The organism is Aeromonas sp. R6-1 (genome assembly GCF_040908165.1).
Classification (GTDB): Bacteria; Pseudomonadota; Gammaproteobacteria; order Enterobacterales; family Aeromonadaceae; genus Aeromonas; species Aeromonas caviae.
Genome location: NZ_JBFODF010000046.1, coordinates 46,893 through 60,264, shown reverse-complemented (window position 1 = coordinate 60,264; position 13,372 = coordinate 46,893). Strand labels below are relative to the sequence as shown.

Genomic DNA, 13,372 nt, shown 5'->3' with positions numbered 1-13,372 from the left:
TACCATGAACCCGACCATCGATCTCATTCTTTCCCATCGCTCCATTCGCCAGTTCACCCCAGAGCCCGTCAGCGCAGAGCAGCTGGATCAGATCCTGAGCGCCGCCCAGAGCGCCGCAAGCTCCAGCTTCCTCCAGGCCAACAGCATCATCCGGGTCACCGACAAGGGGCTGCGGGCCACCCTGGCGGAGCTGGCCGGCCATCAGGCCTATGTGGTCGAGGCGGCGGAGTTTCTGGTGTTTTGCGCCGACTACCATCGTCACAGCCAGATAGTGCCGGAGGCCCGCACCGGCTTTGTGGAGCAGCTCATGATCGGGGCCATCGACGGCGCCCTGATGGCGCAAAATGCCTTGCTGGCGGCCCAGTCACTTGGGCTGGGGGGGGTCTATATCGGCGGCATTCGCAACAATCCGGCCGAGGTGAGCGAGGTGCTGGGTCTGCCCCATCAGGTGATCCCGCTGTTTGGCCTCTGTCTGGGCCATCCCGCCCAGCGGCCGGAGCAAAAACCGCGGCTGCCCCGGGCGCTGGTGGTGCACGAGAACCGCTATCCTGCCACCCTGGATAGCGCCCTGCTGGCCCGGTATGACGGGCAGATCCACGACTACTACCAGGCCCGCAGCAGCAACAACAAGGATCAGACCTGGAGCGGACAGATCAGGGGGATCCTGGGCAAGGAGGCGAGGCCCTTCATGCTGGGATTCCTGCAGTCGAAGGGTTTTTGCCTCAAGTAATGGGGGCGGCGGGCGATATGGAGCATGACGCACCGGATGCGGTCACCGCCTGCGAGCGTTCTTGTGAGGCAATACGGGATCTGGGCGCTACCCTATGAGGCTAAGCTGTTGTAGGATCTCGCAATTGGATTGGGACTGGAGTGTGAACACCCTATGATTTTAACCCTGATATTGCTGTCAATCGGCGCACTCCTGTTTCTGGTCATCGCCTATAACGTGGTGCAGCAATACAAGCAGAAGGCCGAATCGGACAAGCGCCAGGCCATTGCCCGTCACAAGGCGGTGGCAGACGAGACCGAAGAGGTGTTGCTGAACGTCAACCTGGTGCCCTTTTCCAAAAACATGGTGCTGCTGTTGCAACACCGGATCCTGGATGCCTACCGCGCCATCGCGCTGGTGATGCCCAATGCGCAGGTCAAGCAGCGCATCGCCGATGTCCAGCTCCAGATCAAGAACGTGCAGGAGAACTACAGCAGCCAGGACGAGGGGCATTTCAAGACGCCGGAGTCCGACCGCCAGGCCATCCAGATGCTGCAACTGGCCAAGAAGATGCGGGCCGTGCTGCGGGTCGAGCACAACAAGGGCAAGATAGATCCCCAAGGCTTTGCCCAGGAGGATCGCCGCCTCGAGCTGATGCAGCTCAAGATCAACATCGCCAACCTGCTCAAGCGGGCCATGGATGCCCAGATCCAGGGGCAGTACGGCACCTGCCGGCAGCTCTACACCAAGGGGCTGGGGGCGCTGGCCAATGTCACCGACAAGGATCCCTACCTGCTGGCGCGGGAAGAGGACATGCGTCAGGGGATGCGCCAGCTGGAAGAACACCTGCAGCAGCACAGCGAGAAGGAGCTGCAAAACATCAAGGACAAAGAGACGGACGAACTGGACGTCCTGTTCCAACCCAAGAAGAAATGGTGATCATGTCACATCCCCTGGATTCCACACTGGGGCCCATGGCCCCATTTGTTTGCCAACTGCTCACGGAAATGCGTGCCGTCATGGGAGTCAATGGCTCCCCCGTGGTGGATCACCTCTGCTACCGCGCCGCCACCCTGCCGGAATATCTGGAGTTGAAAGCGGTGCTGGCCGCCCACGGAGTCTTGCTGGTGGAGGGGATGATAGGCGGGCGTCCCATCGCCACCTATCGCCTGCACCAGCCCGTCTGCTGGGAGCAGGTGACTGTCCCCTGCATCGAACTGGCCGCCCCCAAGGCGGGCCGAAGCCATCAGGCCGGGCTCGAACATATCGAGCTGGTGGTGCCCTCGCTCACGGCCTTGGTGGCGACGCATCCCGATGTCCCCTTCAAGACCGGCAACATCGATGACGGACGCAACCCGGATATAGGATTGATGCTGCCCTCTGGGCAGATCAAGTTTCATCTGCGCTCGCTTGACGAGGTGATAGACGAAGAGCTCTGCACCGGCGCCGTGGTGCCGGTACCGGCAGACTATTATGACGGTCTGTGAGGGGAGGGCCCGTTGACGGGAGCCTGACCCTGTGGCGTCAACGTACAAGCGGGCGCCACACGTCCTTTCAAGTGACCGAGCCAGAGGCTCAACCCCGCGGTGATGATCAACACCAGCTCGATGCCGAGTACCAGACCCCAGAGCCCCCCTTGCTCCCAGAAGGGGTGCAGATAAAGCCCGCCCAGACTGGCCCCCAGGTAATACCCCACCAGATAGAGCGACGAGGCGAGCGCCCGGTTGTGCTCCACGTGCTGGCCGACCCAGGCGCTGGCACAGGCGTGGGCGAGGAAGAAGCCAAAGCTCGAGACAAGCAATCCCCCGATGATGGCGACAAGGCTCCCCTGCAACAGGGCCAGGCTGCCGAGTGCCATCAAGGTTATTCCCGCCAGCAGCAGGCGTTGTGCTCCCCAGCGATGGGCCCCGCGGCCGCTCAGTGAAGAGGCGACGGTACCGGTGAGGTAGGTCAGAAACAGCATGCCGAGCCACTGGGTCGGCAGGGAGAAGGGGGCCTTGGCCAGCAGAAAGGTGAGATAGCTGTACTGGTTCAGGAAGACCATGAAGTTGAGGCCGCCGATGAGATAGGCCCCCACCAGCAAGGGGTTGCCAAGGTGACTCTGGATGGCGCGGCGCAGTTGCCCAGGCACTGCCTCCACGGCCACGAAGCAGCGCTGGGCGGGCAGCAGCCAGATGACCAGTGGCAGCAGGGCGAGGCTGATGATCCCGATACCGAGGAAGGTGTGCTGCCAGTCACCAAACCAGCCAGCCAGCAGACCGCCGACCACCCGGCCCGCGATGCCCCCCAGGGAGTTGGCCGCGATATAGACGCCGACGGCTACGATCAGGGCACGTTTGCTGAACTCTTCCCCCATGTAGGCAATGGCGGTGGCGGGCAACCCTGCCAGCAGGACGCCTTGCAGGATGCGCAGGCTCACCAGCACATCAAAGTGGGTGACCCAGGGGATGCACAGGGAGAGCAGGATGGCGGCCGCCAGGGTCCACAGCATGATCCGCCGCCGTCCGAACCGATCAGCCAGACGGGCACAGACGAGCAGGGAGCCTGCAAGCCCTGCGGTGCAGCCTGCCAGCGTCCAGCTGGCGGACAGGGCGCTGACGGAGAAGACCTCTGCCAGGAGCGGCAGCAGGGGATGGGTCTGGTAGAGATTGAGGAATACCAGGAAGGAACCCAGGCTGAGGGCCAGGGTGGCGCGTATCCATTCGCGACTGCCTACTTCGATCATATGGAGTTGTCCCGACGACTTTTGTGCAGGGTAGTGCGACGAAACGTATAAATATAATATATTTAAGTTATCACCCTGATAAATGAAATTGATATGGATCTGAAACAGCTCGGATACCTGCTGGCGGTGCGCGATGCCGGCTCCTTCACCAGGGCGGCCCAGGGGCTGAACGTGGCCCAGCCTGCCGTCAGCATGGCCATCGCCAAGCTGGAGCAGCAGCTCGATCTGCGGCTGTTTGACCGGCAGGACCGCAGCGTGCGCCTCACCCCGGAGGGAGAGGTCCTCTGTCGCCACGCCGAACGGCTGCTGCGCCAGATGCACCAGGCCGAGGCCGAGATGGCCGAGCTCAAGGGGCTGGAGCGGGGGGAGGTGCGCATCGGCATCCCCTACATGATGGGATCCTATTACTTCCCGCCAATCCTGATGGCGTTCAAGCATCGCTACCCCGGCTTGAAGATCCGGGTGGAGGAGGCGGGCACCCGGGAGCTGCTCAGCCGCATGGTGGATGGCAGTCTGGATCTCGCCATCCTCATCACCAGCGATCTGCCACCGGCCCTCGAGGGGGCGCAACTGCTGCGGGAAGAGATGCTGATGGTGGTGGGGGAGGAGCACCCGCTGCGCGGCGCTGAGTCGGTCTCGCTGCCACAGTTCTTCGGCCAGGAGCTCGCCATGTTCCGGCGAGGCTTCTACCACAGGGAACACATGGAGGTGTTGGCGCAGGGGCTGGGGGTAGAGCCTGACATCGCGTTCGAAAGCAATCTCATCCCGCTGCTCAAGGCGGTGGTGCGTCAGGGATTCGCCGTGACCACCTTCCTGCGCATGGCGCTGGAAGAGGAGCCGGCCCTCACCGGCATCCCTTTTTCACCCCCTATCTTCCTGGATCTCTGCGTAGCCTGGCGACGGGGGGATCCGCTCTCCATGGCGAACCGGGCGTTGCGGGATTTTTTGCTGGCGCAAGGGGATGCATCTCATAATTGTGCTACAGATACTGAATGATTGAGTGGTATCACCAATAAAAACGCCTCCAATCTGGAGGCGTATGCTGACAAGGTGGATGCAACCTTATTTCTTGAACAGGTGATCCAGCTTGTTTGCCTTGGTGGAGAGATAAAACTCGTTGTGGGGATTGCGACCTTCCTGAAGGGGCACGCGCTCCGCCACCGGGATGCCAAAGGATTCCATCGCCTTCAACTTGCGCGGGTTGTTGGTCATCAGGCGCAGGGACCTGACCTCGAGCGCCTTGAGCATGTCGGCGCAGATGGTGTAGTCGCGCATGTCGGCGGCAAAGCCAAGCGCCACGTTGGCCTCCACGGTATCGGCCCCCTGATCCTGCAGATGATAGGCCCGGATCTTGTTGAGCAAGCCGATGCCTCGCCCTTCCTGACGGACATACAGCAGGACGCCGCGGCCCGCCTTGGCGATGTTTTCCAGCGCGGCCTGCAATTGGAAGCCGCAGTCACAACGCAGACTGAACAGGGCATCCCCGGTCAGACACTCGGAATGAATGCGTCCCAGCACGGGTTCGCCGTCTGCGATATCGCCCATCACCAGCGCGGCATGATCCTTGCCCGTGCCGGTTTCCTGAAAACCAACCAGCGTGAAAGTGCCCCAGGGGGTCGGCAACTTGGATTTGGCCACGAGGGTAACGCTGCTCATATGGTTGCTCCTGACTACAGCTGCTTAAAAAAGGGCGGCCAGTTTAGCGCGCATTGTCCGGAACAACCATAAGAACAAAACCTTGCGTGAGAAGTGGGTTAACCCGATTGGTCAGAATAGGTGCAATCACGACGACTTTTGCGCAATTGTGTGTCCTGACAACTGCCAGCGACGGCGCATTCGGGTATAATCGGCGCCCATTAACCCATCCCGACAGGGATGTGTGCAACCAGTCAAGATGCCGAGTGCGCAGGAGAAACGTTATGGCTCAGATGGCCCCCGTGATGACTATTGATGGCCCAAGTGGAGCAGGAAAAGGCACCTTGTGCCAGTTGCTGGCTGAAAAACTGGGCTGGCACCTGCTCGATTCCGGTGCCATCTACCGGGTGCTCTCCCTGGCAGCCCTGCATCACGATGTGGAGCTCGATTCCGAAGCCGCATTGGTTCCCCTGGCCGCCAATCTGGATGTGCAATTCCAGGTAGAAGGGGCGCTGGTCAAGGTGATCCTCGAAGGGGAGGATGTTTCCCGCACCATTCGTACTGAAGAAGTGGGCAACGCGGCCAGCAAAATCGCGGCGTTTCCCCGGGTACGTGAAGCCCTGCTGCGCCGTCAGCGAGCATTTCGCCAAGCCCCCGGTCTCATCGCCGACGGTCGTGACATGGGCACCGTGGTTTTCCCCGAGGCGGATGTGAAGATTTTCCTCGACGCCAGCGCCGAGGAGCGGGCCCAGCGCCGCTATAAGCAGTTGCAAGATAAGGGCTTTGATGTTAACTTTGAGCGTCTTTTAACCGAGATTCGGGAACGTGACGATCGCGACAGAAATCGCGCCGTCGCTCCCCTGAAACCCGCGGAAGATGCTCTTGTTGTAGACTCAACGTCCATGACCATAGATGAAGTGCTGGCAACGGTGCTTGCCTATGCAGAGCAACAACTTGGTGATGTCAGCGCAAGCTGATGTCAGTCGTCTGCACCAAGGATGGCGCAGATAATTTAAAACAACCCCGCTTGTGCCGGATTGCAAGTGGATGTTTCATTTGTGACATAAACAATGATCGAATCTTTTGCTCAACTCTTTGAAGAGTCCCTGAACGCCGTTGAAACCCGTCAAGGTTCCATCGTCAAGGGCACTGTCGTTGCTATCGAGAACGGTTTCGTACTGGTTGATGCCGGTCTGAAATCCGAGTCTGCTATCCCGGCTGAAGAATTCAAGAACGCCATGGGCGAGCTGGAAATCAACGTAGGTGACTCCGTTGACGTGGCTCTGGACTCTATCGAAGATGGTTTCGGCGAAACCAAGCTGTCCCGCGAAAAAGCCAAGCGCCACGAAGCCTGGCTGCAGCTTGAAAAAGCTTACGAAGAGCAAGCTACCGTTATCGGTATCATCAACGGCAAGGTCAAGGGTGGTTTCACCGTTGAGCTGAACGGCATCCGTGCCTTCCTGCCGGGTTCTCTGGTTGACGTGCGTCCGATCCGTGACACCGCTCACCTGGAAAACAAAGAACTCGAGTTCAAAGTCATCAAGCTGGACCAGAAGCGCAACAACGTTGTGGTTTCCCGTCGTGCCGTGATCGAGACCGAGAACACCTCCGAGCGTGAAAGCCTGCTGGCCAACCTGCAAGAAGGTCAAGAAGTTAAGGGTATCGTCAAGAACCTGACCGACTACGGTGCATTCGTAGATCTGGGCGGTGTTGACGGCCTGCTGCACATCACTGACATGGCGTGGAAGCGCGTTAAGCATCCTTCCGAAATCGTCAACGTTGGCGACGAGATCGCTGTCAAGGTTCTGAAGTTCGACCGCGAGCGTACCCGTGTATCCCTGGGCCTGAAGCAGCTGGGCGAAGATCCCTGGGTTGCTATCGCCAAGCGTTACCCGGAGACCACCCGTCTGTCTGGCCGCGTGACCAACCTGACCGACTACGGCTGCTTCGTTGAAATCGAAGAAGGCGTTGAAGGCCTGGTACACGTATCCGAGATGGATTGGACCAACAAGAACATCCACCCGTCCAAGGTTGTCAACGTTGGCGACGTGGTTGACGTGATGGTTCTGGACATCGACGAAGAGCGTCGTCGTATCTCCCTGGGTCTGAAGCAGTGCAAATCCAACCCGTGGCAGCTGTTTGCCGAAACTCACGCCAAGGGCGACCGTGTTTCCGGCAAGATCAAGTCCATCACTGACTTCGGTATCTTCATCGGTCTGGATGGCGGCATCGACGGCCTGGTTCACCTGTCTGACATCTCCTGGAACAACCAGGGCGAAGAAGCCGTGCGTGAATTCAAGAAGGGCGACGAAATCGAAGCCGTTGTTCTGCAAGTGGACCCGGAGCGTGAGCGCATCTCCCTGGGCGTCAAGCAGATCGAAGAAGACCCGTTCAATAAGTACCTGTCTGACAACAAGAAAGGTGCTATTGTGAAGGGCAAGGTTACCGAGGTTGATGCCAAGGGTGCCGTGATCGAACTGGCTGACGGCGTAGAAGGCTACCTGCGTGCCTCCGACGCTGCTCGTGACCGCGTAGAAGACGCCACTCTGGTGCTGTCTGTTGGTGACGAAGTTGAAGCCAAATTCATGGGCGTTGATCGCAAGAACCGCACCGTGAGCCTGTCTGTCCGTGCCAAGGACGAGGCTGACGAGCGTGTTGCCATCGACAGCCTGAACCAACAAGAAGAAGTTGTGTTCAGCAATGCCATGATGGAAGCGTTCAAAGCCGCCAAGGGTGAGTAATCCTTGATGCAAGAAAAGGGCGGCATTGCGCCGCCCTTTTTTATCTTGGCAAAATGATTATTGCATGTGATCGGGGAAGGAGATTTAACCTTATGACCAAATCAGATCTCATCGAACAACTGGCAGCCAGCCGCATGCATATGCCGGCCAAGGATGTCGAAGCCGCAATCAAGGAGATCCTTGAGCAGATGGCATCGACCTTGCAAAACGGCGACCGGATTGAAATCCGAGGATTTGGCAGTTTCTCGCTGCACTATCGTGCGCCCCGCGTGGGTCGCAACCCCAAGACCGGGGACAAGGTTGAACTGACCGGGAAATATGTCCCGCACTTCAAACCTGGCAAAGAGTTGCGCGAACGCGTCAACATCATCGAATAATGCAGAAAACGGCATACCTGAGTATGCCTTTTTCATTTTTATGGCCTGGAGTCTGCCCGTTGTCGGGTTTCTCACACTCTTTTCCCATTCGCGCTAGAGTCTGCCTGTGATTTTAAGGATAATCAGTCACTCATTCGCTACAGACAGGGAGCTCCCATGAAGCGTATCTTGGCCCTCATTCCACTGGTGCTGGTGTTTGTCCTGACCCTTGCCATTGGTTCTCAAAATGGTCAGCTGGTGCAGTTCAACTACCTGATTGCCCAGGGGGAGTTCTCGCTCTCCATGTTGCTGGGGTTCTTCTTCGCCGGCGGTTTTCTGCTGGGCTGGCTGGTATTTGGTCTGCTGTTCCTGCGTCTCAAACTGCAAAATCGCACCCTGAACCGAACCATGCGTCGTCAATCTCGCGAGTTGGAGCTTGCCCGGTCGACAACCAAGGAATAATGTCCCTCGATGCTTGAACTGCTTTTCCTGCTGTTGCCCATCGCCGCCGGTTATGGCTGGTACATGGGCCGCAGGAGTGTTCGCCAGGACACCCAGCAACAGAGTAACCAGTTTTCCCGCCAGTACGTGGCGGGCCTCAACTATTTGCTCTCTGACGAGTCGGATAAGGCGGTGGATCTCTTTATCCAGCTGCTGGAAGTCGACAGCGAAACCATCGAAACCCACCTCTCCCTCGGCAACCTGTTCCGTCAACGGGGCGAAGTCGATCGCGCCATCAAGATCCACCAGAACCTGGTTGCCCGTCAGCTGACCCGTGAGCAGCGTCAGCTTGCCTTGCAGGAGCTGGCCCGTGATTTTCTGGCTGCCGGCTTGCTCGATCGGGCCGAAGCACTCTGGAAAGAGCTGTGTGATGACAGCGATTTCGAAGAGACGGCTCTGGCACAGCTCCTGATCATTCATCAGCAGTTGCGTGACTGGGACAATGCCATCGCCGTGGCGGTGCGTCTGCAGAAATTCCAGGGCAAGAAGCTGGCCGAGCCCATATCCCACTTCTATTGCGAACAGGCGGAGAGTGCCTTGCGCGATGGTGACAGGCCTGCGGGCATCGCCAAGCTCAAGCGTGCGCTCGGTGCCCACCCGGCCTGTGCCCGCGCCAGCTTGCGGCTGGCCGATCTGGCGATGGAGGAGGGCAGGTTCGAGGATGCGGCCAAGGAGCTCCTGCGGGTGTTCGAGCAGGACATCGACTTTGCCTCCGAAGCCATGCCAAAACTGCTTGATTGCTATCGCCAGCTTGGTCGCAGTCAGGAGCTGATCCCGCTGCTTGAAAAAGCGGTAGAGGATCATGCGGGGGTCAGCGTGACCCTGGCGCTGGCCAATCTGGTGGAGGCCCGCGATGGGTTGAGCCAGGCCCGGGCCCTGGTGCTGCGCCAACTGCGTCGCCACCCCTCCATGAAGGGCTTCTATCAGCTGGTCGGTTTCCAGTTGGCCAGTGCCGAGGAGGGGCCTGCCAAGGAGAGCCTGGAGCTGCTGCAACAGTTGGTCGGTGAGCAGATCAAGATCAAGTCGACCCACAAGTGCCGTCAGTGCGGCTTTGCCACCCATTCGCTGTTCTGGCAATGCCCTTCCTGCCGGCAGTGGGGCACCATCAAGCCGATCCGAGGGCTGGATGGGGAGTAAACGCCAGCGAGGCCAACACGCCCGGGCGAGCACGGATACCCAAGAATTTCAGATGCCAGCGTGCAACCGGGCCCCGGCTCTGCTGCGCCTGGCTGTGGCATAACAATCCATAGGAAGTGACATGCAAGACCCCAAAGTACTGGTCGCGCTGGATTATCAGCACGAAGCCGACGCCTTTGCCTTCATTGAGCAGATCTCACCGGCCCAGTGCCGCCTCAAGGTAGGCAAGGAGATGTTTACCCTGTTTGGTCCCCAGTTCGTTCGCCAACTGGTGGCCAAGGGGTTTGACGTCTTCCTGGATCTGAAATTTCACGATATTCCCAACACCGTCGCCAAGGCGGTGGCGGCCAGTGCGGAGCTGGGCGTCTGGATGGTGAATGTCCATGCCAGCGGTGGCGAACGCATGATGCGTGCCGCCAGAGAGGCGTTGCTGCCATACGGCGACAAGGCGCCCCTGCTCATCGGGGTAACCGTGCTGACCAGTATGGAGCAGTCCGACATGGCGCCCCTGGGTCTGGATGTGACGCCGGCAGAACAGGTGATCCGCCTGGCCACCCTTGCCAAGACGGCCGGGCTGGATGGAGTGGTCTGCTCCGCGGAAGAGGCGAGTGCGCTGAAGGGGCTGCTGGGGGCCGAATTCAAGCTGGTGACGCCGGGCATTCGTCCGAGCGGATCGGCTGCCGGTGATCAGCGCCGCGTCATGACGCCGCTGGCAGCGGTGGAGGCGGGTGCGGATTATCTGGTGATCGGGCGTCCCATCACCCAGTCCTCGGATCCCGCCGCCGTGCTTGGGGCGATCAATGCCGAGCTTTGCCGGTAACGGCGTCATGGGCGAATGAGCGCAGGCCGGATCCCAGATCCGGCCTGCTGCATTTTGGCCGTGGGCTGGCCTTGCCTATGGGGAGCTCAGGAGTGGACGGCCTGGGCGTCCAGACGAATGGGGAAGAGGCCGAGGAGCAGGCCGGCGAGTGCACCGATGAAGTGTGACTCGATGTGTACCCGGGCACCGATCAAGGCGGAGACCGGGCTCTCGCCGGCACTGTAAAAGTCCACACCGAGCTTGATGGCGACGCCCGCCAGCATCAGCCAGCCGGAGTGACGGCGAAAGCGGATGTCCTGCATGGCACCCCATACGAACAAGCCGTGCAGCAGGCCGGAGAGTCCCATGTACCACTGGGTTTGCGGGCAGCCCCACCAGATGCCGAGTCCGACCGCCGTCCCCAGCAGCAGCAGCAGCACGGGCAGGCGCCATCCCGTCAGGTACTCCTGAAACAGGCTGTAGAGCACGGCCAGACCGCTCAGGTTGAGCAGCAGATGCCATCCATTGGTGTGTGCCAGATTGCCTGTTATGATGCGCCACCCTTCGCCCTGGGCGATCAGGTCGCGATCGAAGGCGAGCTGATGATTTGGCACGGTGAAAAAGAGCAAGGCAGTGACGAGCGAAAGCGCGATGACCCAGAGCAGACCCGATTTTCCTGACAACATGAAGCAGCCCATCGACAAAGAGAGCCGATACTGTACACGCTGTACCCGGGCCCTCAAAGCGTGCCTGTGCGATTATATTCAGCGGGTGCCGAACCTGGCTGCGCTCCATATCCTGCAACACCCTGCCGAAGTAGGTCACCCCAAGGGGACGGCTGCGTTGCTGGCGGCGTCCCTGACCGATGTACGCATTCATGTGGGAGAGGATTTTTCCGACGACGAAGGGCTCAATGCCCTGCTTGCCGACCCCGCTGTCCAGTGCTATGTGCTGTGGCCCGATGAGGAGGCCCTGACCCTGATAGAGGCAAGGGAGCATCTCCTGAGGCGTGGGCGCACCGTGCGAGCCCACTTCATCCTCCTCGATGGTACCTGGCGCAAAGCCTATCGCATGTTGCACAGCTCGCCTGCACTGCTCGGGTTGCCGCGGATCACCCTCGGCGCCATTGCCGGGCAATATTCCATTCGCAAGAAGCCCTTTGAGGAGGCATTGTCCACCCTGGAAGCGGGCTACCATCTGTTGTCCCGGTGGGAAGGAGAGCCTGAGCGCTTCGCCCCGCTGATGACCCTGTTTACCCATTTGAACCGGCAGTGGCATGACTTTGCACAAGGCCGCCGCCGTTGAGTTGCCCAGAGGAGTGAAAAACATGAAAAAAGCCGTCGTGGTCTTCAGTGGCGGGCAGGACAGCACCACCTGTCTGGTGCAGGCGCAGGCCCGCTATGACGAAGTGCATGCCATCACCTTCGATTACGGCCAGCGCCACCGGGCGGAGATTGACACCGCCCGCCATCTGGCGACGGCGCTCGGGATCGCCGCCCACAAGGTAATGGATGTGACCATGCTCGGGGAGCTGGCCATCTCTGCGCTGACCCGGGACGACATACCGGTGAGCTTCGAGCTCCAGGAGAACGGCCTGCCCAACACCTTCGTGCCGGGACGCAACATCCTGTTCCTGACCCTGGCGGCCATCTATGCCTATCAGGTGGGCGCCGAAGCGGTGATCACCGGGGTGTGCGAGACTGACTTTTCGGGTTATCCCGATTGCCGCGACGACTTCGTCAAGGCGCTCAATCAGGCGGTCTCCCTGGGGCTGGATCGCCCCATCCGCTTCGAAACCCCCCTGATGTGGCTCGACAAGGCCGAAACCTGGGCGCTGGCGGATCATTACGGTCACCTCGATACCGTGCGTTACCAGACGCTCACTTGCTACAACGGAATCCAGGGAGATGGTTGCGGAGCCTGTCCGGCCTGCGAGCTGCGTCGCCGTGGCCTGGATCACTATCTGGCTGACAAGACCGGCATCCGTGCCAGACTGTACGAGAAGAGCGGACTGGGCGAGAAAAGCGGATCCTGAGCCTGTGCCTAGCCCGGGTTTGGGGTATAATCCGCCCCTTTTGCAGCAAGTCGTGACCAAGATGCACTACCCAATCAACGAGATCTTCCAGACCATCCAGGGGGAGGGGGTATTTACCGGCCTGCCCGCCATCTTCGTTCGCCTTCAGGGCTGCCCGGTGGGCTGCCCCTGGTGCGATACCCGCCACACCTGGGTGGTGGACCCCGAGCGTGAGGTGGCCCCTGGCGAGGTGCTCGATCGTTCCAATGAGTCCGACGGTTGGAGCAAGATGAGCACGGAAGATATTCTGGCCAGCTTTACCCGGCTCGGTTACCGGGCCCGTCACGTGGTGTTGACCGGTGGTGAGCCCTGCCTCTACGACTTGCGCGAGCTCTCTTCGGCCCTGGTGGCATCGGGTTATCAGGTGCAGATCGAAACCAGCGGGACCAGCGAGGTGCTGACCCATGAGCAGACCTGGGTGACCGTTTCCCCCAAGATCGGCATGAAGGGTGGGTTGCCGGTGCTGGTCTCTGCCCTCGAGCGGGCCAACGAGATCAAGCACCCGGTGGCTACCGAGCACCATATCGAGGAGCTGGACGCCCTGCTGGCCACCGCCCGGCTGCGCCCCGATGTGATGATTGCGCTGCAACCCATCAGCCAGAAAGCCAGGGCCACGGAGCTGGCCATGGCGACCTGCATCGCCCGTAACTGGCGACTCTCCATCCAGACCCATAAATACCTGAATATCGATTGAT

16 protein-coding genes are annotated in these 13,372 nt (G+C 60.1%); 13 read left to right on the top strand and 3 right to left on the bottom strand.

The window, feature by feature from the left end:
* Positions 1-4: 4 nt before the first annotated feature.
* From nfsA to AB5Y68_RS15290, 3 genes are all read left to right on the top strand, one after another.
* Entirely contained in the window at positions 5-730 is a 726-nt protein-coding gene (gene nfsA / locus AB5Y68_RS15300; RefSeq protein WP_039038696.1) for an oxygen-insensitive NADPH nitroreductase, read from the top strand.
* A 153-nt stretch (positions 731-883) separates the two neighbouring features.
* Positions 884-1,648 carry a hypothetical protein gene (locus AB5Y68_RS15295; protein ID WP_010675007.1) on the top strand — a complete coding sequence of 255 codons (765 nt, stop codon included), beginning with the start codon at positions 884-886 and terminating at the stop codon, positions 1,646-1,648.
* On the top strand, positions 1,642-2,196 hold the full coding sequence (locus AB5Y68_RS15290; protein ID WP_039038695.1) for a VOC family protein: 555 nt from the start codon (positions 1,642-1,644) through the stop codon (positions 2,194-2,196). The genes AB5Y68_RS15295 and AB5Y68_RS15290 overlap by 7 nt, the downstream gene beginning before the upstream one ends.
* Here the strand turns inward: AB5Y68_RS15290 and AB5Y68_RS15285 are convergent.
* Positions 2,181-3,434: an MFS transporter gene (locus tag AB5Y68_RS15285; protein WP_039038694.1), complete on the bottom strand. Its 1,254-nt coding sequence runs from the start codon at positions 3,432-3,434 to the stop codon at positions 2,181-2,183. The two genes, AB5Y68_RS15290 and AB5Y68_RS15285, sit on opposite strands and share 16 nt — an antisense overlap.
* A gap of 93 nt (positions 3,435-3,527) precedes the next feature.
* Here AB5Y68_RS15285 and AB5Y68_RS15280 point away from each other — a divergent pair, with 93 nt between their 5' ends.
* Positions 3,528-4,430, top strand: coding sequence for a LysR family transcriptional regulator (locus AB5Y68_RS15280; protein ID WP_039038693.1), 903 nt, complete (start codon positions 3,528-3,530; stop codon positions 4,428-4,430).
* Positions 4,431-4,496: 66 nt separating this feature from the next.
* On the opposite strand, the gene ribA is transcribed toward AB5Y68_RS15280, so the two are convergent.
* Positions 4,497-5,090, bottom strand: a complete 594-nt coding sequence (gene ribA / locus AB5Y68_RS15275) for a GTP cyclohydrolase II (protein WP_039038692.1) — start codon at positions 5,088-5,090, stop codon at positions 4,497-4,499.
* 263 nt (positions 5,091-5,353) lie between these two features.
* On the opposite strand from ribA, the gene cmk reads away from it, so the two are divergent.
* The 6 genes from cmk (at position 5,354) to pyrF (ending at position 10,624) form a co-directional block, all read left to right on the top strand.
* A complete protein-coding gene (gene cmk / locus AB5Y68_RS15270; RefSeq protein ID WP_039038691.1) occupies positions 5,354-6,046 on the top strand; it encodes a (d)CMP kinase in 693 nt (230 codons plus the stop codon).
* Between the two features lie 93 nt (positions 6,047-6,139).
* Positions 6,140-7,810: a 30S ribosomal protein S1 gene (gene rpsA / locus AB5Y68_RS15265; protein ID WP_010675001.1), complete on the top strand. Its 1,671-nt coding sequence runs from the start codon at positions 6,140-6,142 to the stop codon at positions 7,808-7,810.
* A 92-nt stretch (positions 7,811-7,902) separates the two neighbouring features.
* A complete protein-coding gene (gene ihfB / locus AB5Y68_RS15260) occupies positions 7,903-8,187 on the top strand; it encodes an integration host factor subunit beta (RefSeq protein ID WP_005299934.1) in 285 nt (94 codons plus the stop codon).
* Positions 8,188-8,343: 156 nt separating this feature from the next.
* A complete protein-coding gene (locus tag AB5Y68_RS15255; RefSeq protein ID WP_010675000.1) occupies positions 8,344-8,628 on the top strand; it encodes a LapA family protein in 285 nt (94 codons plus the stop codon).
* 9 nt (positions 8,629-8,637) lie between these two features.
* Positions 8,638-9,804: a lipopolysaccharide assembly protein LapB gene (lapB, locus tag AB5Y68_RS15250; RefSeq protein ID WP_039038690.1), complete on the top strand. Its 1,167-nt coding sequence runs from the start codon at positions 8,638-8,640 to the stop codon at positions 9,802-9,804.
* 121 nt (positions 9,805-9,925) lie between these two features.
* Positions 9,926-10,624 carry an orotidine-5'-phosphate decarboxylase gene (gene pyrF / locus AB5Y68_RS15245; RefSeq protein WP_039038689.1) on the top strand — a complete coding sequence of 233 codons (699 nt, stop codon included), beginning with the start codon at positions 9,926-9,928 and terminating at the stop codon, positions 10,622-10,624.
* Positions 10,625-10,710: 86 nt separating this feature from the next.
* Here the strand turns inward: pyrF and rrtA are convergent, their stop codons facing one another.
* The gene (rrtA, locus tag AB5Y68_RS15240) at positions 10,711-11,289 is read right to left on the bottom strand and encodes a rhombosortase (RefSeq protein ID WP_223915160.1); all 579 of its coding nucleotides are present in this window, start codon (positions 11,287-11,289) and stop codon (positions 10,711-10,713) included.
* Between rrtA and AB5Y68_RS15235 the strand changes: the two genes are divergently transcribed.
* From AB5Y68_RS15235 to queE, 3 genes are all read left to right on the top strand, one after another.
* Positions 11,255-11,908 (top strand): tRNA-uridine aminocarboxypropyltransferase, encoded by a 654-nt coding sequence (locus tag AB5Y68_RS15235; RefSeq protein WP_200886001.1) that lies wholly within the window; start codon positions 11,255-11,257, stop codon positions 11,906-11,908. The two genes, rrtA and AB5Y68_RS15235, sit on opposite strands and share 35 nt — an antisense overlap.
* 22 nt (positions 11,909-11,930) lie before the next feature.
* Complete coding sequence (gene queC, locus AB5Y68_RS15230) at positions 11,931-12,638, top strand: 7-cyano-7-deazaguanine synthase QueC (protein ID WP_368207318.1); 708 nt, start codon at positions 11,931-11,933, stop codon at positions 12,636-12,638.
* A gap of 61 nt (positions 12,639-12,699) precedes the next feature.
* The gene (gene queE / locus AB5Y68_RS15225; RefSeq protein ID WP_010674994.1) at positions 12,700-13,371 is read left to right on the top strand and encodes a 7-carboxy-7-deazaguanine synthase QueE; all 672 of its coding nucleotides are present in this window, start codon (positions 12,700-12,702) and stop codon (positions 13,369-13,371) included.
* The last annotated feature ends 1 nt before the right edge of the window (position 13,372 follow it).